This is a genomic window from Enterobacter cloacae complex sp. 2015409, from assembly GCF_041365315.1.
Lineage (GTDB): Bacteria > Pseudomonadota > Gammaproteobacteria > Enterobacterales > Enterobacteriaceae > Enterobacter > Enterobacter pseudoroggenkampii.
The window spans coordinates 984688-1009060 of sequence record NZ_JBFTVM010000001.1 but is presented as its reverse complement, the minus strand read 5'-3'; the positions used below and the strand labels follow the sequence as shown (position 1 = coordinate 1009060).

Here is a 24373-nt window from a genome sequence, read left to right as displayed (position 1 = left end):
ATTAAATAAAAACAACTGCAAAGGAATATCACAATGCAAAGAAAAGTACTGGCCCTGATGATTCCGGCTCTGTTAATGGCTGGCGCAACTCATGCAGCAGAGATTTATAATAAAGACGGCAACAAATTAGATCTGTACGGAAAAGTAGATGGTCTGCACTATTTCTCCGATGATAAAGGCGCTGACGGGGATCAAACCTATATGCGTCTGGGCTTCAAAGGCGAAACCCAGATCAACGACATGATGACCGGCTACGCACAGTGGGAATACAACATTCAGGCCAATAACACCGAAGGGTCTGATAACCAGTCCTGGACGCGTCTGGCCTTCGCTGGTGTGAAGGTGGGCGACTACGGTTCCTTCGATTACGGACGTAACTATGGCGTGCTGTACGACGTGGAAGGCTGGACCGATATGCTGCCTGAGTTCGGCGGTGACTCCTACACCAAAGCCGACAACTTCATGACCGGCCGTGCCAACGGTGTGGCCACCTACCGTAACACCGACTTCTATGGTCTGGTGCAGGGTCTGAATTTTGCGCTGCAGTATCAGGGCAAAAATGAAGACGCCAGCAACAATCAGGAAGGTACCAACAACGGTCGCGACACGCGTCACGAGAACGGCGACGGCTTCGGTATCTCTACTACCTATGACTTCGGCATGGGCATTACCGCAGGTGCAGCCTACACCTCTTCTGACCGTACCAACGAGCAGGTGATGCATACCACAGCGGGCGGCGACAAAGCGGATGCATGGACTGCGGGCCTGAAATATGACGCCAATAACATCTACCTGGCGGCAATGTATTCTGAAACCCGCAATATGACGCCGTACGGTGATAACACCGACGCCGTGGCGAACAAAACCCAGAACTTCGAAGTGACCGCGCAGTACCAGTTCGACTTCGGCCTGCGTCCGACCCTTTCATACCTCCAGTCTAAAGGTAAGGATCTGGGCAACGGTCAGGGCGATCAGGATCTGGTTAAATACGCTGACGTAGGCGCGACCTACTACTTCAATAAAAACATGTCCACCTACGTTGATTACAAAATTAACCTGCTGGATGAAGATGACAGCTTCTACAAAAACAACGGCATCGGCACGGATGATGTCGTCGCGTTAGGTCTGGTTTACCAGTTCTGATTGCCAGAGCCCGCATTATGATGCGGGCTCAATTTTTTTTGAAGTACGTCACAAAAGACAGTTTCAGAAAAGGGTTGGTTGAAGGTAAGTTGAAAGAAAACGGGTTAAACTCAGGTGATAGCCCTTTCGTCACTAAGGATAACAGCGTTGTTTGGTCGTGTATCCCTTGCCGTACTTGCCCTTTTAGCCTTGCTGTGGATGGCGTTAATTTTTGATTTTGCTGATATTGTCGGGCATCTCGGCGCTGTGTTAACCCACCTGGATGGCGGTTAACAGGTTTTCCTGGAAAATAAAAAGCCACCAGCAGTGCCGGTGGCGGATAAACGCACAGGTCGCGTTATTTTTTCACCGGTTGAGGCTTTTTATCCCCTGATTCAGGTGCCTCTCGCGGATCGTCTTTTTCAACACAAAGCATAGTCTCTCCTGTTTCAGATAACCACCCTCCACTATAGCCAGGCTGATTAAAGAATGGCCAGGCGGCAATTACGCCTCAACTGTCCCTTTCTTGCGAAAAGAGAGATAGCCAAACACCCCGCTGTCTCCATCCGAGGGATGGTTTACCCCGTCCATTACCTTCACCTCAGAGAAATCGAACGGTGAGACGTTTTCAAAGCAGGCAACATTCACGCCGTATTCGTTTGGATTGGAACGCCGCTGATGGAACGTGTAGATCCCGCACACCGAGCAGAAGAAGTGCCGTGCCGTTCCCGTGTTAAAACGGTACTCCGTGAGCTTATCCTCACCTTTTGTCACGGTAATCCCTGACAGCGGCGCAGAGACGACGACCGCACCCCGCATGCGACAAAAAGAACAGCTGCAGCGCCGCGCGGTATTCAGGCCATCCGTGAGCGCAACGGTAAAGGCCACCGCACCGCAATGGCACTGCGCATTACGACATTCAGCCATAGGCTATACCCCTTTTCTCACCAGCTCGGCGGCTTTCACGAAAACCTCGTCTTCTACACCATCGCCTTTTTGCCTGCCCAGCCTGACCAGCTCATCGACAATACTGTTGCGATGGATCGGTTTCTGCGCTGAAACCAGCCCAATGACGGCGGCCCCAATCGCCAGCCCCACTAATCCGGTTTGTTCATCTTTGTTTTTCATATTCATGCTCCTGGTACAAGAGACAAGCGTAGCAGGAATACGGTAAAACGGAATGCCGGGCACATGCTCTGTGAATATTATTTAAACAGTTCAGGCAGGTACGACTTCTAAAATCGACAGATACGAACGGGTGTCTATTATTTTGTTCAACTTCAGATTGGTCTGTTCAAACAAGGCCTGATACTCAGACTCTGTTCGTGCCCGCCCTCCATCAAAACTTGTTAACAGAAGAAGGTCAATTTCAAATCGTCCCTGTTCATTATTTTCTTTTTTAATAAGCGGCTCAAAAATTAATAGCCGGGAGTTTTCTTTCATAGCCTTTCTGCAGCATTGAAGGATCTGAATGGCCTTCTCATCAGGCCAGTCCATCAAAATATATTTAAGCAGGTAAATGTCCGCTACAGGACAGGATTCAAAAAAGCTGCCCTCAACGGTCTTCCATCGACGATTATCCTTTAACAGGTGCAGTCGATTCCGCTCAAGCACGTCTTTTTGATCGAAGAGGATCCCCGTTAAGGTCGGATTTCGACGTAAAACGGCCAACAATAAGTTACCCAGCCCACCGGCGATATCGGCAACGACTGCGTTTTGAGGGAACGAATAGCTATCTGCGATGACTTCATTCTCTACGGATGACATAGAGGCCATACCCGCATGAAAAATGTTGCTGTCAGTCATCGTGTCATCATGCTGCCAGTAGTCGTAAAAAGGCTTGCCAAACAAATCATTAAAAACAGGTTTGCCTTGCAATATTTCATCCATTTTAGCCGCTGGCTGCCAGAATGTTGGGTCTGTCAGCATGAGCACCGCCGCACGCAAGGAAAATTCATGCTCAGAACAGAGGAATTGTGCTGAATGGCTAAGACTGTATTCAGCTTCAGATAATTCGTTGAACACCCCGCGAGAGGACAATAAGCGCATGATCCGATGAAGATAGTCGCCATCGACATTCAGCTCCTCCGCCAGTTGCGTAACGGATTTTTTTCCTTCAACCAGACGATCTGCGACCCCTAATACCGCGACCGCCCGAAGTGCTGCCTGCCAGACAAAACCCATGCTTTGCTCTAACAGACACATTCCCTCTTTACGGCTTAGTAAATCCAGACTATTACGTTGCGACATTTTCTGCTCCTTACCAGTAAAGATGTGCTGAACAACTAAAACGCCGCTAGCAAGCGTAAGTCTGGTAGTGAGCTTTATCCATAATGTCAGAAAGGATTATTTGTGCGGTTTCGTACCGTTTAGCATACAGTCCATTTCAATACGTAAAAAAACAGGGCCACTTACTCCTTATTTTGATTAATAACACCACGACACTATTATTTCATAAATGATTACCATGATAGAAATAATACCTGTCGCGAGACAGACATTTCATCGTTAGAATCTCGGCGTCAGCCCGTATTTTGGCGTTTTGATATTTGCCGCCCAAATTTTGATATCGTTTTGCAGGAGGATAGTGAAATCAGATTTCAAATGCGTCACCATGCCATTGACGCTGTCCGCATCCACCACTGAAAAATGTTCAATTCTGTTCTGCCCTATCTGAACACAATCATATTTGGCGGGCAGGACTTTACCATTCACATTTAGCGGAAGGTTATTATCACCACAACGGCCTTCAGTAATATATGACACCAGCAAGTTAGCGGATTTTCGCCCTGGCTGAGAAACACTCACCATGACGGGAAAGCCTTCCGAGGTTTGTGTGATATCATAAAGGACCGCATTTTTGATATACCAGGTATTATATTCCCGTTCCTGAAAAGCAGACCAGGAAGGCGCAGAAAAGACAGACAGCACTGCCAGTATAATAGAATTTATTTTCATGGGATGTTGTCTTCCTTGTTGTTGCACGTATTATTCAGATTGTGCAAAAAACAGCAACCACTTAAGAATAGTCCTACTACTATTGGCAGTGATGGAGGATTCATTAACGACGTGCGATGCGCCCCATTTCTTCGTTCCGGACGTTTACCCGCGTTATTTATCCCGATTCATCGTTCGAATCGCTTCCAGACCGACGCGCTGTCCAAATGACAGCTCTAACGTATTTCCATCGGGATCGGCAAAAAAGACATAGTAGCCAACGGGATCGCCTACGTTCTCAGGCGCTTTCCTTAGCACGCCTTCAGCGGTGGCCATCGCGGTTTTTCTGTCAATTTCTTCGCGGGTCGCGCAGGCAATACCCAGATGCCCGAAGCTACCCAGCGGCGTATCGGTCACGGTATCGGCCTGTACAAGAACCAGTGCAAAAGGACGAGTATGGTCGCTAAGCCATGCCACTTTTCTTGCATCAGGCATATCGGGTTCACGCAAATGAATGACCTCCATACCTGCATAGCGACGATAGAAGGCAATACTCTTTTCCAGGTCTCTGACCATAAACGCGACATGAGTGAAACCTACATCAATCTCTTTCATTTTAAGATGTTACTCCCTTATCAATGTGGTGCTGGCATCTTAAAAGCTCAAGTTAACTTGATGTCAATACGTTCATAAAGAAGAAACAGGAGAGAAATGGTAAAGCACCGCCATCATGCCGATGCTGACCACGACGCTTAAGAAAAAGTAGGTTTTGAAGGGCTGCTTTTGGGTTTTATGGCGAAAAAGCTGCTGGCCCACAATGGCGCCAGGCCAACCTCCTGTCACGCCAAATACCAGCAATGTAGCTTCTGGTACCCTGCGCATCCCTTTACGCGCCGCCATTTTATCAGCGCCATACAGAGCCAACGTCAGCACATTGATCAGCAGAAACCACATCACCACAGGATTCGAGGCCAGAAAGCTACCGATTGCAGCAAAGATCAGGAGTAAGTAACAAAAGCGATTGAGGGTCATAGCACAAGCCACCGGGTTGTTGAGCGGTTTTGGAAGAGGGAGTATACGCTATCTTAGAAATGTTTCAGGCTGAAACGCTGATTGCGGGTTAAACCTCATTCCACCCTCACTTTAACTTTTGGCTTCGACAAGAGAATTTTGAGCAGCTCCTTGAAAGGAAGAGGTTTATAGAAGAAAAAACCCTGTAAAAAACGGATATGATTGCGCGTGAGGTAATCAAGCTGCTCTTCTGTTTCAACACCTTCCGCCACGATACTAATTGAAAGTTTTTTTGCCAACTCCAGCACCGAATCCAGGATCAACGTTGAATCCTCATTCGCGTTAACCCTGGCAACAAAGCTTTGGTCGATTTTAATGTAATCAATATGCAGCGCTTGCAGATAGGATAGACCTGAGTATCCCGTACCAAAGTCATCCAGGGCAATAGCAAATCCGTTGTTATGCAGCTCATTCAGCGTCTTAACGAGATGTTCATCGATGTGGAGCGGTTCGCGCTCGGTCACCTCAACGACAAGATTAAGATCCTGTTGAATAAAACTGTGTTTGTAGTGGAGGCACTCTTCAACAAAGGTGGACGCAACGATATGAGAAGCGCTGAAGTTCATTCCTACGTGAAACCCTTCTGGCAGCAACGTTGAAATAGAATTCATCTGCTTTGCAACCTGTCTCATTAAACTTTGAGTTAACGGAATAATTAACCCTGATTTTTCAGCGAGAGGAATAAAGGACGCGGGAGAAATAAACCCCGATTGCGGATGCTTCCATCTGGCCAGCACTTCTACGCCACGCAAGGTGCCCTCTTTTCCGCTCACGACGGGTTGGTAATAGGGAATAATTTCATTTCTGTAGATGGCAGTACGCAGAGATTCCTCAGGCGAAATATCCTTAGAGAGATAACGCTGCAAAAGATAAGCAGGAAGAGAGGAAATGAGCAACAGAAATAACAACACCCCACCGGCCTGGTCGAATAATCTCGTCAGGCTAAACAGAGGCGGAGCGTTAAATTGAATCGCGAAAGGAAAATCAGCATCTTTTACAGTTAGTACATCTTTGTTCGAATGGGCTGCCGTCAACACATCGCCTGATTGGCCTAAGATACGATCGCCGACGTTCAGTGAATATCCCACGCCGCGTAATGGCATATTCAATGCATCGCGGATATGGCTGTCACTGATGCTCACCATGATTCGGCTTCCGGCATGATTTGTCTGGTATAAGAGAACCGGCAGGCCGTTGACCGTACTTTTCGCTGGAACGAGTAGCAATGATGCCTGAGGCAGCGCTGAGCCGTTAACCAACAACACGCGATTTCCCGGTAAAGAGGAGCACCATACCGCATCTTGTTTCAGAATAACGATCGTTCTCAGATGTGGTTGTAATGCCGCCTCAGTACCGAGCCGATACTGCCCTTCAGCATCACACTCATTCTCAGCAAGCTGCATTGCTATCTGGGTCGCATGACGGGCTTCTTTAAGAATGACGTTCATGTTCCGCACAACATAGTACGCCCCTGCAAGGCTGTCAGCCCGTGCAGAATACCAAACCTGTAAATTGATGATAAAAACGCCCAGCAAAAATATTGCCGTGGCTGCAGCTACTGGGATAGATGCATGGCGCATTTAGGGTTCTCGATTAGAGTGAGGTAACCGCTTCAGCGATGCTGAAGTGATTGAATTGTCATCGTCTTAATCATGGTAGATAACATAATAATTACCATGTCAGGCGTCGAAAATTTTCATTCAGACCCGAATATTTGGTCTGCTCCCATGGCGCAATAAACAACATCATCGAGGGGAAAGATATAAGGCCACCGAATGGCAGCCCTGCTGATACGTTTTCATTAATTTCAGGTAGACTGAGAGCCAGATCAAAACGACACCCTGACACTTCATCGCAAGCCGCTTAAAGCGAGGCCACTTCCGTTTCTGGTAAATCAATGATAACCAGTGTGCCAAAACTGCCTGTTTCGACAGTATGGGGAGTGCCAGCTTTGGCTACATAAAGTTGTCCAGACGTCACAGAGATTTTTTTACCCTTCACGCTCAGCTCCAGACGCCCATCAATGACCAGTAACCCCTCGTCATACTCATGAACCTCTTCAATCACTGAGCGTTCATCCATTCGTAAAACTTTGAGATTCGCAGTTCCAATGCGGCCTAATACATGAGAGTGCCAGGCCTCCGGTAATGCAAGTGCTTCGGTTTTGAGGTCATAAAGCGACATAACGTCATTCCTTTTGATGTTCGTTTAACGCTCTTATGCCATACAAGTTTCCTCCCGTCATAGAACAAATATGGAAAACCAGGACGAGTAATGTGCTATAGGAGGCCTTGAAACCACAGCGCACGCTGACAGTGTTGCAACGCCAGATATAACCTCGCTGCAAAACGTGCTGGCATTCGCCGCCGGAATCCGTACCATACGCGGCATACAATTTTTGCCCCTGCTGGCTCCGAAGGTAGTACTCAATGCAAGAGAATCAAGAGATTAACAAAAAAGAGCAATACAACCTGAACAAACTGCAAAAGCGACTGCGCCGTAACGTGGGCGAAGCCATTGCAGACTTCAACATGATTGAAGAAGGCGACCGCATCATGGTTTGCCTGTCAGGGGGTAAAGACAGCTACACCATGCTGGAGATCCTGCGTAATCTTCAGCAAAGTGCGCCGGTGAAATTTTCCCTGGTGGCGGTCAACCTTGATCAGAAGCAGCCGGGTTTCCCGGAACACATTCTGCCGGAATACCTCGAGAAGCTGGGCGTTGAGTACAAAATCGTCGAAGAAAATACCTACGGTATTGTGAAAGAGAAAATCCCGGAAGGGAAAACCACCTGCTCTCTGTGCTCTCGCCTGCGCCGCGGCATTCTGTATCGTACCGCGACGGAGCTGGGCGCGACCAAAATTGCGCTGGGCCATCACCGCGACGATATCCTGCAAACGCTGTTCCTCAATATGTTCTACGGCGGCAAAATGAAAGGCATGCCGCCTAAACTGATGAGCGATGACGGTAAACACATTGTGATCCGCCCGCTTGCCTACTGTCGTGAAAAAGACATTGAGCGTTTTTCTCAGGCTAAAGGGTTCCCGATCATTCCATGTAACCTTTGCGGCTCTCAGCCGAACCTGCAGCGTCAGGTGATTGGCGACATGCTGCGCGACTGGGATAAGCGTTATCCGGGTCGTATCGAAACCATGTTTAGCGCGATGCAGAACGTTGTCCCTTCCCATCTCGCGGATGTAGAACTGTTCGACTTCAAAGGTATTAACCATGACTCAGACGTGGTGAATGGCGGCGATCTGGCGTTTGACCGGGAAGATATTCCCATGCAGCCAGCCGGCTGGCAGCCGGAAGAAGATGACAATCAGTTTGAAGAGTTGCGTCTGAACGTGCTTGAAGTGAAGTAAGCGATTAGCGTCTCAGAAACATCTTCTGAGACGCTTGATGCTTTATTTCAGCAGACGTACGCGACAGGTTTTACCCTTAATTTTCCCGTTCTGCAGCTGCTTCCATGCCTTATGGGCCACCGCCTGGCGAACCGCTACGTAAACATGCGCCGGATGAACCGCAATCTTACCGATATCCGCTCCGTCCAGTCCCACATCTCCGGTCAGCGCGCCTAATACGTCACCTGGACGCATCTTGGCTTTTTTACCGCCATCAATGCAAAGCGTCGCCATTTCGGCTTCCAGCGGCACCAGGCTGACGCCAGCAGGGGCATTCATCCAGTTCAGCTTCATCTGCAGCATCTCAGAGAGAATATTGGCGCGCTGCGCCTCTTCCGGTGCGCAGAGGCTGATCGCCAGACCGCTGTTTCCTGCACGTGCGGTACGGCCAATACGGTGCACGTGCACTTCGGGATCCCACGCCAGCTCAAAGTTCACCACCAGCTCAAGGGATTTAATATCCAGACCGCGCGCAGCGACGTCGGTTGCGACAAGAACACGGGCGCTGCCGTTAGCGAATCGAACCAGCGTCTGATCGCGATCGCGCTGTTCCAGATCGCCATGCAGCGACAGTGCGCTCTGCCCGGCGGCATTGAGGGTATCACAGACCGACTGACAGTCTTTTTTGGTATTACAGAACACCACGCAGGAGGCCGGCTGATGCTGGCTTAGCAACTTCTGCAGGAGCGGAATTTTCCCCTGCTGCGAGGTTTCAAAGAACTGCTGCTCGATAGCGGGCAGCGCATCTACGCTGTCGATTTCAATGGTGAGTGGATTTTTCTGCACGCGGCCACTGATGGCGGCGATAGCGTCCGGCCAGGTTGCGGAGAACAGCAGCGTCTGGCGATCGGCAGGTGCGAAACGGATCACCTCGTCAATCGCATCGCTGAAGCCCATATCCAGCATCCTGTCTGCCTCATCCATCACCAGCGTTTGTAACGCATCCAGCGAGACGGTGCCTTTTTGCAGATGATCGAGCAGGCGGCCAGGCGTGGCGACAATAATGTGCGGCGCATGCTGGAGTGAATCACGCTGCGCGCCGAACGGCTGTCCGCCGCAGAGGGTTAAAATCTTGGTATTGGGCAGGAAACGCGCCAGGCGACGCAGTTCACCCGCAACCTGGTCTGCCAGTTCGCGGGTCGGGCACAGCACCAGAGACTGGGTCTGAAAAAGCGCCGCATCGATATGCTGCAACAGGCCGAGGCCGAATGCCGCCGTTTTCCCGCTGCCCGTTTTCGCCTGTACGCGCACGTCACGGCCCTCGAGGATGGCAGGCAACGCGGCCGCCTGAACAGGCGTCATCGTGAGGTATCCCAGCTCGTTGAGGTTATCGAGCTGGGCAGCGGGCAGAACATTCAGGGTAGAAAAAGCGGTCACAATAGTCTCTCGTGGTCATCTTTGCAGTCAGATGGCGCGTATCCTCGCAGATCTCGCGGTTCGATGCGACAATTTAATCGGTTCTTCATCGGGCGGCGGGTCGGGCATCGGCTGCGGGCGCGGGATGGGATCGGGCATGGGCACCGGATCGCTGGGGATAGGATCGGATTGACGCGATTGTTGCAGTAGCAGAGCGTTCAGGATGCTCATCATTCCCTCCAGAATTTACTGTCGTCCCTTTTAGGGTAGACGTTGAGAATCAGGAGGCAAAAAAAAGCCGACTATGAAGTCGGCGTCGTACGAATCAATTGTGCTATGCAGTAATTCAAAAAAGGAAGTAAGACAATATGGAGCGCAACGCCCATCGCTTGACGTTGCATTCACCTGCGGGAGTAATATTGCACCTTACGGGGTAGATGTTTATTGACTTCGCTCAATTAAAAGAGCGTTTTGATCCCGGGAAAAGCTGGAAAAAACGTAAATTTACAGCCATTTACTACGATGCAACCACCATGCAACACCGCCTATCAAAACAACTAACATGACGCAAAACGCGGTAAAACCATAGCGATAGGCATTGCCCGGGATACCGCCCAGGTTTACGCCAAACAGCCCGGTAAGAAACGTGCTGGGCAAAAAGACCATCGCCATCAGGGACATCGTGTAGGTTCTTCTCGCCAGCGACTCCTGCATCACCTGCGCGATCTCGTCCGCCATCACCGCCGTTCTGGCAATACAGGAATCAATCTCGTCCAGCCCGCGCCCCAGCCTGTCGGCAATATCCTGCATTCTGCGTCGCTGATCGTCATTCATCCAGGCAAGTCTTTCGCTGGCCAGACGCGCGTACACGTCGCGCTGCGGCGTCATATAGCGGCGCATCACAATTAGCTGCTTACGCAACAGGGCCAGAAAACCGCGCGGCGGGATCTGCTGATCGAGCAGGTTATCTTCCAGGTCGATGATTTTGTCGTGCAGTTCTTCGATAAATTCGCTCGCGTGATCGGTAAGCGCGTCACAGACGTCCACCAGCCAACTGCCGCAGTCGATCGGCCCGGTGCCCTCTTTCAGATCGTTTACGATGTCATCCAGCGCCAGGACTTTACGCTGTCGGGTGGAGACAATCAGTCCATCGTCCATATATACCCGCATCGCAACCAGCTGGTCCGGACGTTCATCCGTGCTGCCGTTAATGCAGCGCAGGGTGATCAGCGTACCGTCCCCCATTCGGCTCACGCGCGGCCGCAGGCTTTCACCCGCCAGCGCATCGCGCACGTTATTTGGCAAGAGCGGGGTCGAAGCGAGCCAGTCAGCGCTGTCCGGGTGGGTATAGTTCAGATGTAGCCAGCAGGGATGCGCACTGTCGATCACATCATTATCTTCCAGCGGTCGCGCACCGCCGCGGCCGTCCAGCACCCACGCAAAAACTGCGTCAGGAACGTTAAGTTCAGATCCTTTAATGCTTTCCACAGCGCCTCCACCTTTTAAGCTCTTTTGGTGTCAGTCTAGCGTCCATCGGGGGTTAAGCAACAACTATGTCTCCCATCGCGCTGATATCGTTCAGGAAATGTACATGCTGGCCAGAGGCGTAAAAAAAAGCCTGGCATGCCAGGCTTTGAGATTCAGTCAGAGTGAGTGCTCTGGCCGCTGGAAGAAGGATGCCGAGCCGCCTGGTAATGAGGAAGAAGAGCCCTGGTCAAGTCTGAAATTACGCGTGCGGGCCTGCAGCTCAATGACCTGATTGCGCAGGACATCAGAGGATCCGTTGAGTTCCTCAGCCATCGCCACGTTGCTTTGCGTGACCCGCTCCAGCTCCGAAAGCGCCAGCGTGATCTGAGAAATGCCTTTTTCCTGCTCTGACGTCGACGCGGAAATGTCGTCCATCAAGCGACTGACATTCCCAGAGCCCGTCACGATTTCATGCATATTCTTCTCTGCCTGCGACACAACGGTAGCGCCCTGCGTGACGTTACTGCTGGTGACTTCAATCAGCGCTTTGATATTCTTCGCGGCCTCTGCGCTGCGGTGTGCCAGATTTCTTACCTCTTCCGCAACGACAGAAAAACCTTTTCCATGATCGCCTGCCCTTGCCGCCTCAACGGCCGCGTTGAGCGCCAGAATATTGGTCTGGAACGCAATGCCGTCAATCAACGAAATAATCTCCGTCATCTGCTGGGCGCATTCGGTAATGGACTGCATATTGTTGGCGACCTGCCCCATCAGCTCCCCGCCCTTGCGCGCCTGCAGCGTCGCCACATTAGCCTGTTCGCTCGCCAGGCGGGTGTTATCGGCATTGTTTTTAGTACTCGCCGCCATTTGCTCCATGCTGGCTGCGGTTTGCACTAAAGACGCAGACTGCTGCTCGGTTTTCACCGAAAGCTGAGCGCTACGTGCCGAGAGTTGATCCGATAAGGTCATCGCGGTCTGCGACGACGCCCTGATCTCGCGCACCAGCGTCGCAATGTTGCCGGAGAGGCTGTTTATCCCCGGGATGAGTCGGCCGGCACAGTTATTGCCAAATTCAGGGATAGAGACACCAAGATTACCTGCTGTCACCTCTTCAATACTCTTCTTCACCGTATTGATCGGCGTCACAAGATACTTCGTCATATAGACCCAGAGCAAAAATAGCGCAATGAAGTTGATGACATTAAGCGAAATAAAGAGAGAAGGATTGCTGGAAAATAGAACAACGACACCTGCATTCACCAAAAAAAGAGATAAAAGGAACCCAATAATAGAGGTCCTGACACTAATATTTTTTAGCATGATAATACCCACGTTTTATATTTTGGTCGGCATTAAGACTTATAGCATTGGCTCAGACGTTTTTCCTCGCAAACTTCACGGGTTTGTTTTTTCGCCGTTAGCATCCTGAGATTTGTCTTAAGTCAGACAAAAAGAGTGTATTAGTGAAAATGTTCTGCGCAGGATGCTGTGATACTGGTCTCTCGCCATCTTAAGCGATAGTATCGCCCGCGGTGAGACGATACGATCGCCCTCATATTTAAGGAGCTTTGCTACTTTTATTCGTTTTTGTTTAGCAATGCTTAATACATTAACAATGGAATATATTTTATATTCTTAATAAGTTTTAGAGTATTAATATGACTGGTCATTTTTCACGATAAATAACTAATATGGTTTGAATGCGCATGTTCGTTGCCCGATAAAGATGTACCCGGCAGGCGAAATCGGTAACCCTCTCAGGCGTGGGATTGCATAATGCTCAATATATCGTGGGACCCTGTGTTAATCGCTATCTCTTATCTGGTGGCGTTTATCGCCTCCTTTGTGGCGCTGGACAGCGCCGGAAAGATCCCCCTTTCCAGCCGAAAGGCTGCCCTGTTCTGGCGTATTGCCGGTGGGGTTACGCTGGGCATTGGCATTTGGTCGATGCACTTTATCGGCATGCTGTCGATGCAAATGCCCATGATGATGAGCTACGACCTCTGGTTAACCCTTGCTTCACTGGGCGCCGCGGTGGTTGCATCGACCACGTCTCTGAACATTGCCGTCGTGGGCAAAAAACGTTCTTCCTTTCGACTGATCCTCGCCACCGCAATCCTGAGCGCTGGCGTGGTGTCTATGCACTACATCGGTATGGCGGCCCTGATGCTGGATGGCCGTATCATCTGGGATCGCCGCATTGTGGGGTTGTCCGTGGTCATTGCCGTGGTGGCTTCCGGCACGGCGCTGTGGCTGGCTTTCCGTCTGCGAGATAAACACAAAGGCGTCTTTATCGATCGTCTTCTCGCGGCCCTGGTCATGGCCGCAGCCATTTTTGCGATGCACTATACCGGCATGAGTGCCGCGCATTACCCGGAAATGTCGCATACCCTCCCCGGCGGGATCGGCGAACTGGGGTTATCCATCTGGGTTTCGGTCACCACGCTCTGCCTGCTTGGCGTGATGTTAATTATTTCCCTTGTCGATTCTCACCGACGCACCGGCCGGCTGACGGACAATCTGCGGCAGCTCAATCGGCAGCTTGAGCTGCAGGCGCGCTTTGATGCGCTCACCGGACTCGCGAACCGCCACCAGATGGATCTCCGTATGCAGGACTGCCTGCGCAGCGCGTTGCTGAGTAACAGGCAATTTGCCGTCATATTCCTGAACGTCGATCATTTCAAACGCGTCAACGATACCTGGGGTCACAGCGTCGGCGATGAGTTATTGATCACCGTCGCACAGCGCATCACGGCCCGACTCACGCGTGAGATGACCCTGGCAAGACTGGGAGGAGACGCCTTTATCCTGCTGGTGCCGGAATGTGATGATGAAAAGCTCAACGCCCTGCTCACTTCACTGCTCGGGGATGTACGACGCCCTCTGTCTGTTTGCGGACATACGTTGAGCACGACGATCAGCGCGGGCGTCAGCCTCTATCCTCAGGATGGCGAAACGCTGCACGAGCTCAAACTTAAGGCGGATGCAGCCTTACATCATGTCAAAGACGATGGGCGCAACGGCTGGGCGATTTATCAGTCCGAGATGTCAACAGCGATCCCGGCGAAACCCGGATTCCTGCAGGAACTTTCTCAGGCGCTTGAACGCGATCAGTTTGAACTGTGGTACCAGCCCACCTGGCATGCGGGAGAGAAAACCATTCATGGTTTTGAAGCCCTTCTGCGCTGGCGGCATCCTGAGCAAGGCGTTGTACTGCCTGGTCTGTTTATCCCCTCGCTCGAGCAAACAGGCTTAATTATCCCGGTGGGCAACTGGGCCATTGAAGCGGCATGCCGGCAGCTGCATTTCTGGACTGAACAAGGGTTCAGCCAGTGGACGTTGTCGCTCAACCTATCCCCCGTACAGTTCGAACAGCCGGACATTTTCCCTATCATCTCGTCGATGCTGGAAAAATATAACCTGTCTCCGTCCCGGCTGATCCTTGAGGTAACGGAAAGCACCGCACTTAAAAATCTCGACCGCAGTATTGAGTTGCTCAATACGTTTAATCACGCAGGGATCACCGTCTCGATTGATGATTTCGGTACGGGCTATTCCAACCTGCTGATGCTGAGCGTGCTTCCGGCTAAAGAACTTAAGATCGACAGAAGCTTCGTAACCTCGATGCTGGAAAATGAAAAAAGCTACAAGCTGGTTGAAACCATCATCAGTATCGCCCGGACCATGGAAATGAATGTGGTGGCAGAAGGGATCGAAACGGAAGAACAGGAGGCGGTCCTCACCCGTCTCGGCTGCGATTATCTGCAGGGGTACCTTTTCTCCCGCCCCTTACCTGCCGAACAGGTACCGTGGCTGCTGCTGCAAATAAACTCCGACAAACAAATTATACCAATTGGTAAAATTCATTCGGAAAACGCATTTGCTTCACAAAAAAATCATGCCTGACGGGATGAAGTGGAGTATGTTTCAAAGCAGTACACGCGAGTCAATTCTGTCATACATGTCAGCCACAGTGTGCCAATGAACAGGAAATGCCTATGTCGCAACCTTGTTTTGATGCGTTGAATGTAATTAAAACACCCGTGTGGCTCATTTCACCCGTGTCGGAACAGATCATTTTTGCGAATGTGGCCGCAACGCAGGTCATGGGGGATAAAACGCTCGATGACCTTCGCAAAGGTACCTATTCTGCGAATGCGCAACTCCTCCTGTCGATGTATGTACCTGAACTGAAAACAGAGCAGGAGATCGTCGAAATCTGGACAATCAGCTGGGATGGCCAGGATACGCCGTTAAGCTGTCGTCTCTCGCTTGCCCACTACGACCCCTGGGGTGACGTGATTGTTTTCGAGGGGACCTCACCACAATTACTCTCAGGATTGAAGGCCAGCCGTTCCGCCACCTACCGGCGGAAAAAACAGGGATTTTACGCGCGCTTTTTTCTGACCAACAGCGCCCCGATGCTGCTGATCGATCCTGCCCGCGATGGTCAAATCGTCGATGCGAATCTGGCCGCACTCAATTTTTATGGCTATTCACACGACGACATGTGCAGTAAGCATACCTGGGAAATTAATACCCTGGGGCGGGATGTGATGCCCATTATGACGGCGATTGCCGCGCTGCCCGGTGGTCATAAGCCGCTCAATTTTGTTCACCGCCTGGCCGATGGATCCACCCGCCACGTTCAGACGTATGCCGGGCCCATTGAGATCTACGGCGACAAGCTGATGCTGTGCATCATTCACGATATCACCGAGCAGAAAAGGCTGGAGCAGGAACTGGAGCATGCGGCGTTACGTGACTCCATGACCGGGCTACTCAACCGGCGCCAGTTCTATGCCATTACCGACCAAAACAGCCTCAATTATCTTCCTGCGCAACAGCAATTTAGCCTGCTGCTGGTGGATACCGACCATTTCAAAAATATTAACGATCTGTTCGGTCATCTGAAAGGTGATGAGGTGCTTATCGCCCTCTCACGAACGCTCGAAGCCTGTAGTCGGGAGGGCGACATGGTGTTCCGCTGGGGTGGCGAAGAGTTCGTAATTCTGCTGCCGCGCACTTCTCTCGACACCGCGTTGCAGATTGCCGAGTCGATCCGTGCAGCCGTAGCCCGCATTACGATTCCGCGCTTACCGCGGTTTACCGTCAGCATCGGCGTGGCGCGGCACGATCAGGGGGAGAGTATTGATGAGCTGTTTAAGCGTGTGGACGATGCCCTGTATCGCGCTAAAAATGACGGACGCAATAAAGTCCTTGCTGCATGAAACTGGAGTATCCAGTAAAGCCCCGCTACAATGCCCACCTCGAATCAATTAGCTTCAGGTGGGTTAAAGCTGCAATGGAAAAAACAGAAATAATACTCACCTTAATTATTTTACTCCTTATTATATTTGGTTTCTGGTTTATTTTTAGCGGCGAGATCTGGTATCTCGTCGAATTTCTTGAAAATATTCTTTACCCGACCTTCGACGCACCGTAACGCACGTTTAATCGCTTGTTTCACCTACCGAATATGTCAGGTATCTGCTTCCCTTACAGCCGCGTAAAATACGCGGCGTTATCCTCCAACAACGTTGATAACGAATCACTTATTCATTTGCTTATGTTGCCCGTGCTCTGACGGGCTTTTTTATTTCCAGCAATTCAGCCACGCCAGGCTATATCTTAATCATCTTTATTGAAAAAGGTGAGGAATGATGAGCAAGAAGATCCTGATGCTGGTTGGCGACTACGCCGAAGATTACGAGACCATGGTGCCTTTTCAGGCTTTGCAGATGATTGGCCATCAGGTGGATGCGGTCTGTCCCGATAAACCAAAGGGCGACTACATCATGACGGCAATCCATGATTTCGACGGCGCCCAGACCTATAGCGAAAAACCCGGTCACCGCTTTACCCTCAACGCCGACTTTTCCACTGTCAAGGAACAGGATTACGACGCGCTGCTCATCCCCGGCGGGAGAGCGCCCGAGTATCTGCGGCTAAATGAGGACGTGTTAAAGCTGGTGCAGGCATTTGACGCCGCGCGTAAGCCGATTGCGGCAGTGTGCCATGGCCCGCAGCTGCTCGCTGCCGCGGGCATCCTGAAAGGACGAACCTGTAGCGCCTACCCGGCCTGCGCGCCTGAGGTGCGCCTCGCCGGAGGACACTACGCCACTATCGGCATCGATCAGGCCCACGTAGACGGCAACCTGGTGACGGCTCCCGCCTGGCCCGCGCATCCGCAGTGGCTGGCGAAGTTTAGTGCGTTATTAGCACAATAGCGCGCCGGTATCAGCCCGGGCGAATACCGTGCGGGTGGAGCGGAGCCATGTTTTCAGGACTGGCGCGAGGATGCGTCAGTTCTCGTTTTAACCGTTGGCACATCCCGCTTTCTCCCCTAAAAGCAATGTGATATTAGCCCATCAGCACCTGCAGGGCATCCTGCCGATTGGCCTTAATAGAAAAAATACGATCCATCCTGGTCAGCTTAAAGAGATCGTGTGTATTGCTGTTAAGCGAACACAGCACCAGCTCACCCTTGCCGTTTAAACTCTTGAGTATGGATACCAGCGCGCCGAGACAGCTGCTGTCAATAAAATCTACGTGGCTGAAATCCAGCAATATCTTTTTATTACTTTTTTCAATCACCTCCAGCACCTGCTGCTTAAAGGTCTGCTCGACAGAAGCATCCAGCCTGCGAACCAGCGGAACAACAATCTGTACGTCATTTTCACTCTGTATTTCAAAGTTCATAATCACCCTCACATCAGGCGTAACGTGTTCCCGAATGCAGATCTTAGTGCACCGGCATCGCTCCCGGAAGGCAACCGGAAGCATGACCCTCAGCAATTTATTCCCCAAATATCCCTTGCATATCCCTGAATGGTTCTGTCACTCGAAAACTCCCCCATTCGGCTAATATTTAGCAACGCTTTTCGATGCCACTGGCGGGGATGTTCAAAATCCGCCATTGCCTGACGTTGGGTTTGACTGTAGCTGTCAAAATCCAGCAGATGACAATAATGATCGGCTGTTGTCAACATATGGTGTAGCTGTGCAAAAATTTCACGATCCGCGGTAAATTCGCCAGAAATAAGCGTATCCACTATACGCATCATTCGAGGATCGCTCTGACGATAGAAACGATTATTATCGCCATTTGAACGCATTTCATTGATTTCTTCAGCCGTCGCGCCGAAAAGATAGAAGTTTTCTACCCCAACAGCATTAAGAATTTCAATGTTGGCACCATCATACGTACCCATTGTTAACGCACCATTCAGCGCGAACTTCATATTACTGGTTCCAGATGCCTCCGTACCTGCTGTGGATATTTGTTCAGACAGGTCTGTTGCCGGTATTATGCTTTCGGCTAAGGAGACTTTGTAATCCTCAAGAAAAATGACTTTCAGCTGTCCGGCAATACGCGCATCGCTGTTGATTTTATTCGCAACAGCATTAATTAACTGAATAATAAGCTTTGCCATTCGATAACCGGGTGCCGCTTTACCTGCAAAAAGATGCACCTTAGGCGCTATGGTTCTCCCATTCTCTTTAATATCAATATAGAGAGAAATGACGTGAAGAATATTCAGAAGCTGGCGCTTGTATTCGTGAATGCGTTTTACCTGACAATCAAACATTGCCATAGGGTCCAACATAATCCCATAACGTTGAGAAACAATCTGGCTCAGCGCGGATTTATTTTTGAATTTAATGCCGCGGATATGATCGATCACCCCCGTATCATCCGCATGCTTCTCCAGCTGTCGAAGCATATGTAAATCCGTCGGCCATCGGGTACCCAATTGCTGATTCAGAAACGCGGCAAGATTTGGGTTAGCCTGCTGCAACCATCTGCGCGGCGTAATGCCGTTGGTCTGATTAATGAATTTATCTGGCGTAATAAAATAAAAATCGGGAACCAGGTGCGTTTTGATAAGCTCGGAATGGAGCATCGCCACCCCATTTACACAATGACTCCCGACGATGGCCAAATTTGCCATCCTGATACTTTTCTCGTTGTCCCCCGAAAACAGAGACAAGGAGGTCAACAAATGCGGTTTGTCGGGCCAACGGGAGGCGACATCCGCAAGAAAACGGTGGTTAATCTCAAAAATAATCTGCAAGTGCCGCGGCAACAGTTTTTCAAACAACGCCACTGGCCAGGTTTCCAGGGCCTCAGGCATCAGCGTGTGGTTCGTGTATGCACAGGTTCTTTGGGTGATATCCCAGGCCTGGTGCCAGGGAAGGTTATGTTCATCTACTAGTATTCGCATCAACTCGACAACAGCCAGCGCGGGATGCGTATCATTAAGCTGGATAGCAACATGCTTCGGCAATAAAGAAATGTCCGTTTCAATTTCAGTATATTCACGAAAAATATCACGCAAAGTACATGCCACAAGAAAATACTCCTGAGTAAGTCTGAGCTCCTTACCTGAGAGAATTTCATCAGAAGGATAGAGTATTTTTGAGATATTTTCAGAAGCTATTTTTTCACTAACTGCTTTTATATAATCACCATGATTGAAAATATGAATATTGAAAGAGTTAGAAGCTACGGCACTGTATAAACGAAGTTTATTAGTGGTGTTACCTCTGTAACCAGAAACGAAATAATCATTAGGAATGCCTACGATGGTATTCCATCCCATCCACATTGGATTGTAATTACCATTAACATCATCTGAATGTTCAATGAAACCACCAATGGGGATCAGCATAGCCTGGCTATGGTGTTCAACTAGCCAGGGGGAGTGCATGGAATGCCAGTCATCTGGATGTTCGACTTGCTGACCATTCTCAAACGTCTGCCTGAATAAACCATACTCGTATTTGATACCATGCCCTGAAGCAGCAATATCTAACGTAGCCATAGAATCGATGAAGCAGGCGGCCAGGCGCCCTAACCCCCCATTCCCAAGTGCCGCATCGGGTTCTTCATCAAAAATATTATCAAAATCAAATCCGAGCTCATTGACAACCTGACGCATATCATCTAGCAAATTCATATTCATCAGGTTGTTACGCAATGACTGCCCGAGTAAAAATTCCATTGAGAGATAATAAACGCGTTTTTTCTTTTCAGCGCGCTGCCGGGCCTGACTATCGAGAAAGCGATCTTGCTGAAAATACCGCACTGCCAGCGCCACAGCATTGAATATATCGCCGTTGGTAGCCTTGTCCAGGCTAACGCATAACGTATATTTTAATTGTGTTTCGACAAGTTCACGCAACTCTCTGTTAGTGAAAGACATATTGACCTCACTGGAGTTACTGCATGTTTTTAATATGCAGAACACAAGATATTATTTTGTTCAAGTGTAGATGGCGATTTTCAACACATGCAATTTTTACCCACAATTACGTATTGTGTTTTTTGAATCGCCTGATAAATATCAGCGCGAGTATCGTCAGGAAAGCGTTATTTTCTGCTGTGGCGGGAGAGGATCAGAAGGAGCAACTGGCGCTGTACTCCGCGCCAGTTCTGGATTTTGTAGTAGTTACCCCCTGGGCGTCAGTGTTTCTCAATATACATTGTCCGGCTATACGCCACGTCTTCCGGGTTATTGATGGGGTAACCTTTCACCCAGGGCTTAATCAAACGACCATTGGTGTACTGATAAATTGGCGCGATGGGTGCTTTCTCCATGAGGATTTTCTCCGCCATGTTGTAATCCGTATTACGCGCTTTCGCTGTGGTTTCCAGCGTTGCCTGATGGATAATTTTATCGTAAGCCGGGTCATTGAAACGCGAGATATTGCCGCTGTGGGTTGAGGTCAGCAGGGACAGGAAGGTCGATGGCTCGTTGTAATCGCCTACCCATGACGCGCGGATCACATCAAAATTGCCGGTATTACGGCTGTCGATATAGGTTTTCCACTCCTGGTTTTGCAGCTTGACGTCCACACCGAGATTTTTCTTCCACATTGACGCCACCGCAATGGCGATTTTCTGGTGGTTTTCCGAGGTGTTGTACAGCAGGGTCAACTTCAGCGGACGCTGAGGACCGTAGCCTGCGGCCTGAAGCAAGGTTTTCGCCTGCGCATTCAGCTCCTGCTGCGACATCTGCTCGAACGGTGAAGGTTCAGGCGTGAAGCCCGCCGTCACGTCAGGAGTGAAATGCCAGGCCGGCTTCTCACCGGTTCCTAATACCTTCTCCGCCATAATGCGGCGATCGATGGTCATGCTCAGGGCAAGACGAACCCGGGCATCGGCCGTCGGGCCCTTTTGCGTGTTAAACGCGTAGTAATAGGTTCCGAGCTGAGGCGGCGTATACACCTGTCCCGGAATGTCCTTCAGGAGCTTCTGATACATGTTTTTCGGGAACGATTCGGTGATATCAATATCCCCCGCCAGATAGCGTTTGGTGGCGGATGATTCCTGATTGATCGGAATGAAGGTCACTTTTTGCAGGACTGTTTTCGCATTGTCCCAGTAGTGAGTATTCGGAACGACAACCAGTTTTTCATTCACCACGCGGTCGTTCAGGACGTATGCGCCATTGCCCACCAGGGCACCCGGACGCGTCCACTCTTTACCGCTTTCAACGTTCGCTTTTTGTACCGGATAGAAGGCAAAGTTTGCCGTCAGGTTGCTGAACCACGGTAGCGGTTTGTCCAGCTGGACGCGTAAGGTTCTGGCATCCACCGCCGTCACGCCCAGGGTGTCAGGCGCCGCTTTACCATCGATAATGGCCTGCGCGTTGTTGATACCCGCCAGCGCCGCAAACCAGGCAAACGGAGACGTGGTTTTCGGGTCAACCAGACGCTGCCAGCTGTAGACAAAATCCTGCGCGGTGACGGGCGTACCGTCAGACCATTTCGCGTTGTCACGCAGGGTGAACGTCCAGATACGGTTATCGTTGCTCTGCCAGCGCGTCGCCACGCCCGGAGTGAGTTCCCCCTTCTCGTTCTGATTCACCAGCCCTTCGAAAAGATCGCGAATCACCTGAATCTCGGGCAACCCCACCGCTTTTGCCGGGTCGAGCGAGGCAGGTTCGTCTTTAATATGCCTGACCAGCTCCTGTTTTTGCGCCAGTACCGTGCCCTGCGGCACATCAGCAGCGTATGAGAGTGTAGAGAGCCCGCACAGACACAGTGCGGTAAAAAGACGCGAAACAGGATGCTTCATAAGATCCCCTTTAATAAATTCAGGTAACAAGCAGATGCGTAATTATTTGTTTCGACAATAAGAAATGCAAATAACTTACGCCTGAATAGTGATTTAAGGCAATTCTCAGCCGTTACGGAAACTATTTGATTAACAGCGGCTTTTGCACAACACTGCCAGTAGAGACTTTTTTATCAGGATTTCGTATGGCAACCACCCGACCACGCGCGGAACGCGGCGCCTTTCCTCCGGGAGCGGAACAATATGGCCGCTCATTTTTAGGCGCATCGCTGATCTGGTTCCCGGCACCCGATGCCGATCGCGACAGCGGTTTGATCATTGCCGGCACGCACGGTGATGAGAACTCGTCTGTCGTCACGCTCTCGTGCGCGCTGCGGACGCTGACGCCGTCATTACGACGCCATCACGTGATTCTTGCCGTGAATCCGGATGGCTGCCAGCTTGGATTACGGGCAAATGCGAGGGGGGTCGACCTGAACCGTAATTTCCCGGCGGCAAACTGGCGCGCCGGAGAAACGGTGTATCGCTGGAACAGCTCAGCCGAGGAGCGGGACGTGGTGCTGCTGACGGGAGACAAGCCCGGTTCCGAGCCGGAAACGCAGGCGCTGTGCCAGCTTATCCATAAGATCCACCCCGCGTGGGTGGTCTCCTTCCACGATCCGCTGGCCTGCATTGAAGATCCGCGTCACTCCGACCTGGGCGCGTGGCTGGCACAGGCTTTCGCCCTGCCGCTCGTCACCAGCGTGGGGTATGAAACACCCGGATCATTCGGAAGCTGGTGTGCCGATTTGAGCCTGCCCTGCATCACCGCTGAATTCCCGCCGATATCCTCCGACGAAGCCAGCGAAATTTACCTAAAAGCGATGATGGAGCTTCTGCGCTGGCAGCCTCAGAGATGAAGCACGCCGCTGGTAAATTTAAGGGCCGGTGAAACGTCAACCGCCAGCCACGTCGGGCCATCCAGATCGGCGAAACGAACCTGGTTGACCAGCGGCAGCGCCGCGCCGATCGCCCGGGAGGTGCAGAGCATGCATCCCAGCATCAGGGCGAACCCCTGCGCCCGGGCTTCCGCTGCAAGGGCCAGGGCTTCTGTCAGTCCGCCTGCCTTGTCGAGCTTGATATTGACCATCTCATAGCAGCCCTTAAGCTCGCTCAAATTTTCGCGGGTGTGGCAGCTTTCATCCGCGCACACGGGCAACGGATGGATAAAATTCTTCAGCGCTGCATCCTCTTTTACCGGCAGAGGCTGCTCCAGCATCGCTACGCCCAGATCGGCCAGCAGCTGGCATCGCGCGGCCAGCCCCTCGGGATGCCACGACTCGTTGGCATCCACAATCAGCGTGGCTGAGGGCACCGCCGAGCGAATAGCGACCATCCGCTCGCTGATCAGACGATCGTCGAGCTTCACTTTTAACAGCGTGGCCCCGGCGTCATAGAGCGCTTTTGCGCTGGCGGCCATTTGCTCCGGCTCACCAATCACGACCGTCTGCGCCGTCACGACGGTCTCCGGCAGCACCACACCCAGCAAGGACGTCAGCGATTTTTGCTGCTTAGCGGCTTCAAGGCTCCAGAGCGCACAGTCGATGGCGTTGCGCGCCGCCCCGGCGGGTAAACGCTGCTGTAACGCCTCGCGCGTGAGCCCTTTTTGCAGGTCAGGCACCAGGGTCATGATCTGCGCCATCACCGACGCAGGACTTTCTCCGTAGCGCGGGTAAGGCGTACATTCCCCGACGCCTTTCATACCCTCTTCTTCGATTTCAACTACGACCACGCTGGCTTCACTTCGGCTGCCGCGGGAGATCACAAACGGGGTATGCAATGGCCAGGCTTCTTCATAGACCTTAACGCTTCTCATCACTGACTCCTTGCGGCCCGGTAAGGCGAAAAATTTGGTTTGCCGTGTTATCCGCTGATGGCATACACTAGCCCC

Annotated in this window: 25 protein-coding genes and 1 pseudogene; 9 read left to right on the top strand and 17 right to left on the bottom strand. The window is 51.1% G+C overall.

Features of this window, described 5'->3' with window-relative positions; translation table 11 throughout:
- Positions 1–33 precede the first annotated feature (33 nt).
- Complete coding sequence (gene ompC, locus ACDO57_RS04815) at positions 34–1143, top strand: porin OmpC (RefSeq protein WP_024907230.1); 1110 nt, start codon at positions 34–36, stop codon at positions 1141–1143.
- Between the two features lie 147 nt (positions 1144–1290).
- Positions 1291–1416: a hypothetical protein gene (locus ACDO57_RS04810; protein WP_265589641.1), complete on the top strand. Its 126-nt coding sequence runs from the start codon at positions 1291–1293 to the stop codon at positions 1414–1416.
- Positions 1417–1480: 64 nt separating this feature from the next.
- On the opposite strand, the gene ACDO57_RS04805 is transcribed toward ACDO57_RS04810, so the two are convergent.
- The 9 genes from ACDO57_RS04805 to ACDO57_RS04765 form a co-directional block, all read right to left on the bottom strand.
- Entirely contained in the window at positions 1481–1558 is a 78-nt protein-coding gene (locus tag ACDO57_RS04805) for a hypothetical protein (RefSeq protein WP_223239581.1), read from the bottom strand.
- Between the two features lie 68 nt (positions 1559–1626).
- Positions 1627–2049: a GFA family protein gene (locus ACDO57_RS04800; RefSeq protein ID WP_032647497.1), complete on the bottom strand. Its 423-nt coding sequence runs from the start codon at positions 2047–2049 to the stop codon at positions 1627–1629.
- Between the two features lie 3 nt (positions 2050–2052).
- Positions 2053–2250: a hypothetical protein gene (locus ACDO57_RS04795; protein WP_023312007.1), complete on the bottom strand. Its 198-nt coding sequence runs from the start codon at positions 2248–2250 to the stop codon at positions 2053–2055.
- A 90-nt stretch (positions 2251–2340) separates the two neighbouring features.
- Positions 2341–3372 (bottom strand): methyltransferase, encoded by a 1032-nt coding sequence (locus tag ACDO57_RS04790; protein ID WP_370883584.1) that lies wholly within the window; start codon positions 3370–3372, stop codon positions 2341–2343.
- A 258-nt stretch (positions 3373–3630) separates the two neighbouring features.
- Positions 3631–4080 (bottom strand): hypothetical protein, encoded by a 450-nt coding sequence (locus ACDO57_RS04785; protein ID WP_370883583.1) that lies wholly within the window; start codon positions 4078–4080, stop codon positions 3631–3633.
- Between the two features lie 153 nt (positions 4081–4233).
- Entirely contained in the window at positions 4234–4674 is a 441-nt protein-coding gene (locus tag ACDO57_RS04780; RefSeq protein ID WP_024907226.1) for a VOC family protein, read from the bottom strand.
- A 72-nt stretch (positions 4675–4746) separates the two neighbouring features.
- Entirely contained in the window at positions 4747–5091 is a 345-nt protein-coding gene (locus ACDO57_RS04775; RefSeq protein WP_048991959.1) for a DUF1294 domain-containing protein, read from the bottom strand.
- 95 nt (positions 5092–5186) lie between these two features.
- Positions 5187–6710, bottom strand: a complete 1524-nt coding sequence (locus tag ACDO57_RS04770; RefSeq protein ID WP_370883582.1) for an EAL domain-containing protein — start codon at positions 6708–6710, stop codon at positions 5187–5189.
- Between the two features lie 283 nt (positions 6711–6993).
- On the bottom strand, positions 6994–7314 hold the full coding sequence (locus tag ACDO57_RS04765) for a cupin domain-containing protein (protein ID WP_090416733.1): 321 nt from the start codon (positions 7312–7314) through the stop codon (positions 6994–6996).
- A 141-nt stretch (positions 7315–7455) separates the two neighbouring features.
- Between ACDO57_RS04765 and ACDO57_RS04760 the strand changes: the two are divergent.
- Together ACDO57_RS04760 and ttcA are read left to right on the top strand one after the other, a co-directional pair.
- Positions 7456–7524: pseudogene (locus tag ACDO57_RS04760) on the top strand (hypothetical protein); the annotation flags it as partial.
- Between the two features lie 35 nt (positions 7525–7559).
- Positions 7560–8495 carry a tRNA 2-thiocytidine(32) synthetase TtcA gene (gene ttcA / locus ACDO57_RS04755; protein WP_061715008.1) on the top strand — a complete coding sequence of 312 codons (936 nt, stop codon included), beginning with the start codon at positions 7560–7562 and terminating at the stop codon, positions 8493–8495.
- Between the two features lie 42 nt (positions 8496–8537).
- Here the strand turns inward: ttcA and dbpA are convergent, their stop codons facing one another.
- The 4 genes from dbpA to ACDO57_RS04735 all read right to left on the bottom strand — a co-directional run bounded on the left by dbpA (position 8538) and on the right by ACDO57_RS04735 (position 12677).
- Entirely contained in the window at positions 8538–9911 is a 1374-nt protein-coding gene (gene dbpA / locus ACDO57_RS04750; RefSeq protein ID WP_090416731.1) for an ATP-dependent RNA helicase DbpA, read from the bottom strand.
- 27 nt (positions 9912–9938) lie between these two features.
- Positions 9939–10112 (bottom strand): hypothetical protein, encoded by a 174-nt coding sequence (locus tag ACDO57_RS04745; protein WP_316326207.1) that lies wholly within the window; start codon positions 10110–10112, stop codon positions 9939–9941.
- Positions 10113–10394: 282 nt separating this feature from the next.
- Positions 10395–11378 (bottom strand): zinc transporter ZntB, encoded by a 984-nt coding sequence (gene zntB, locus ACDO57_RS04740; protein WP_024907164.1) that lies wholly within the window; start codon positions 11376–11378, stop codon positions 10395–10397.
- Positions 11379–11534: 156 nt separating this feature from the next.
- Complete coding sequence (locus ACDO57_RS04735; RefSeq protein ID WP_370883581.1) at positions 11535–12677, bottom strand: methyl-accepting chemotaxis protein; 1143 nt, start codon at positions 12675–12677, stop codon at positions 11535–11537.
- Positions 12678–13133: 456 nt separating this feature from the next.
- Here ACDO57_RS04735 and ACDO57_RS04730 point away from each other — a divergent pair, with 456 nt between their 5' ends.
- The 4 genes from ACDO57_RS04730 (at position 13134) to ACDO57_RS04715 (ending at position 17587) form a co-directional block, all read left to right on the top strand.
- A complete protein-coding gene (locus tag ACDO57_RS04730; RefSeq protein WP_370883580.1) occupies positions 13134–15263 on the top strand; it encodes a putative bifunctional diguanylate cyclase/phosphodiesterase in 2130 nt (709 codons plus the stop codon).
- A 92-nt stretch (positions 15264–15355) separates the two neighbouring features.
- Positions 15356–16588 (top strand): diguanylate cyclase, encoded by a 1233-nt coding sequence (locus ACDO57_RS04725; protein ID WP_370883579.1) that lies wholly within the window; start codon positions 15356–15358, stop codon positions 16586–16588.
- Complete coding sequence (locus ACDO57_RS04720; protein ID WP_081758194.1) at positions 16585–16803, top strand: Ecr family regulatory small membrane protein; 219 nt, start codon at positions 16585–16587, stop codon at positions 16801–16803. Before ACDO57_RS04725 ends, ACDO57_RS04720 begins: the two co-directional genes overlap by 4 nt.
- A 217-nt stretch (positions 16804–17020) precedes the next feature.
- Positions 17021–17587 (top strand): DJ-1/PfpI family protein, encoded by a 567-nt coding sequence (locus ACDO57_RS04715; protein WP_032647513.1) that lies wholly within the window; start codon positions 17021–17023, stop codon positions 17585–17587.
- A gap of 133 nt (positions 17588–17720) precedes the next feature.
- Here ACDO57_RS04715 and ACDO57_RS04710 read toward each other — a convergent pair whose 3' ends face one another.
- From ACDO57_RS04710 to ACDO57_RS04700, 3 genes are all read right to left on the bottom strand, one after another.
- Complete coding sequence (locus ACDO57_RS04710) at positions 17721–18059, bottom strand: STAS domain-containing protein (protein ID WP_157189288.1); 339 nt, start codon at positions 18057–18059, stop codon at positions 17721–17723.
- A gap of 89 nt (positions 18060–18148) precedes the next feature.
- Positions 18149–20566, bottom strand: coding sequence for a glycogen/starch/alpha-glucan phosphorylase (locus tag ACDO57_RS04705; RefSeq protein WP_370883578.1), 2418 nt, complete (start codon positions 20564–20566; stop codon positions 18149–18151).
- Positions 20567–20826: 260 nt separating this feature from the next.
- On the bottom strand, positions 20827–22443 hold the full coding sequence (locus ACDO57_RS04700; protein ID WP_370883577.1) for an ABC transporter substrate-binding protein: 1617 nt from the start codon (positions 22441–22443) through the stop codon (positions 20827–20829).
- A gap of 185 nt (positions 22444–22628) precedes the next feature.
- Here ACDO57_RS04700 and mpaA point away from each other — a divergent pair, with 185 nt between their 5' ends.
- The gene (gene mpaA / locus ACDO57_RS04695; RefSeq protein ID WP_024907156.1) at positions 22629–23342 is read left to right on the top strand and encodes a murein tripeptide amidase MpaA; all 714 of its coding nucleotides are present in this window, start codon (positions 22629–22631) and stop codon (positions 23340–23342) included.
- Here the strand turns inward: mpaA and ycjG are convergent.
- Positions 23333–24298, bottom strand: a complete 966-nt coding sequence (gene ycjG, locus ACDO57_RS04690; protein ID WP_032647522.1) for an L-Ala-D/L-Glu epimerase — start codon at positions 24296–24298, stop codon at positions 23333–23335. The two genes, mpaA and ycjG, sit on opposite strands and share 10 nt — an antisense overlap.
- Between the last annotated feature and the right edge of the window lie 75 nt (positions 24299–24373).

Coding starts and splice junctions, on each gene's coding strand:
- ompC (WP_024907230.1), top strand. CDS start 34: ATGCAAAGAAAAGTACTGGCCCTGATGATTCCGGCTCTGTTAATGGCT.
- ACDO57_RS04805 (WP_223239581.1), bottom strand. CDS start 1,558: ATGCTTTGTGTTGAAAAAGACGATCCGCGAGAGGCACCTGAATCAGGG.
- ACDO57_RS04800 (WP_032647497.1), bottom strand. CDS start 2,049: ATGGCTGAATGTCGTAATGCGCAGTGCCATTGCGGTGCGGTGGCCTTT.
- ACDO57_RS04795 (WP_023312007.1), bottom strand. CDS start 2,250: ATGAAAAACAAAGATGAACAAACCGGATTAGTGGGGCTGGCGATTGGG.
- ACDO57_RS04790 (WP_370883584.1), bottom strand. CDS start 3,372: ATGTCGCAACGTAATAGTCTGGATTTACTAAGCCGTAAAGAGGGAATG.
- ACDO57_RS04785 (WP_370883583.1), bottom strand. CDS start 4,080: ATGAAAATAAATTCTATTATACTGGCAGTGCTGTCTGTCTTTTCTGCG.
- ACDO57_RS04780 (WP_024907226.1), bottom strand. CDS start 4,674: ATGAAAGAGATTGATGTAGGTTTCACTCATGTCGCGTTTATGGTCAGA.
- ACDO57_RS04775 (WP_048991959.1), bottom strand. CDS start 5,091: ATGACCCTCAATCGCTTTTGTTACTTACTCCTGATCTTTGCTGCAATC.
- ACDO57_RS04770 (WP_370883582.1), bottom strand. CDS start 6,710: ATGCGCCATGCATCTATCCCAGTAGCTGCAGCCACGGCAATATTTTTG.
- ACDO57_RS04765 (WP_090416733.1), bottom strand. CDS start 7,314: ATGTCGCTTTATGACCTCAAAACCGAAGCACTTGCATTACCGGAGGCC.
- ttcA (WP_061715008.1), top strand. CDS start 7,560: ATGCAAGAGAATCAAGAGATTAACAAAAAAGAGCAATACAACCTGAAC.
- ACDO57_RS04735 (WP_370883581.1), bottom strand. CDS start 12,677: ATGCTAAAAAATATTAGTGTCAGGACCTCTATTATTGGGTTCCTTTTA.
- ACDO57_RS04730 (WP_370883580.1), top strand. CDS start 13,134: ATGCTCAATATATCGTGGGACCCTGTGTTAATCGCTATCTCTTATCTG.
- ACDO57_RS04725 (WP_370883579.1), top strand. CDS start 15,356: ATGTCGCAACCTTGTTTTGATGCGTTGAATGTAATTAAAACACCCGTG.
- ACDO57_RS04720 (WP_081758194.1), top strand. CDS start 16,585: ATGAAACTGGAGTATCCAGTAAAGCCCCGCTACAATGCCCACCTCGAA.
- ACDO57_RS04715 (WP_032647513.1), top strand. CDS start 17,021: ATGAGCAAGAAGATCCTGATGCTGGTTGGCGACTACGCCGAAGATTAC.
- ACDO57_RS04710 (WP_157189288.1), bottom strand. CDS start 18,059: ATGAACTTTGAAATACAGAGTGAAAATGACGTACAGATTGTTGTTCCG.
- ACDO57_RS04705 (WP_370883578.1), bottom strand. CDS start 20,566: ATGTCTTTCACTAACAGAGAGTTGCGTGAACTTGTCGAAACACAATTA.
- ACDO57_RS04700 (WP_370883577.1), bottom strand. CDS start 22,443: ATGAAGCATCCTGTTTCGCGTCTTTTTACCGCACTGTGTCTGTGCGGG.
- mpaA (WP_024907156.1), top strand. CDS start 22,629: ATGGCAACCACCCGACCACGCGCGGAACGCGGCGCCTTTCCTCCGGGA.
- ycjG (WP_032647522.1), bottom strand. CDS start 24,298: ATGAGAAGCGTTAAGGTCTATGAAGAAGCCTGGCCATTGCATACCCCG.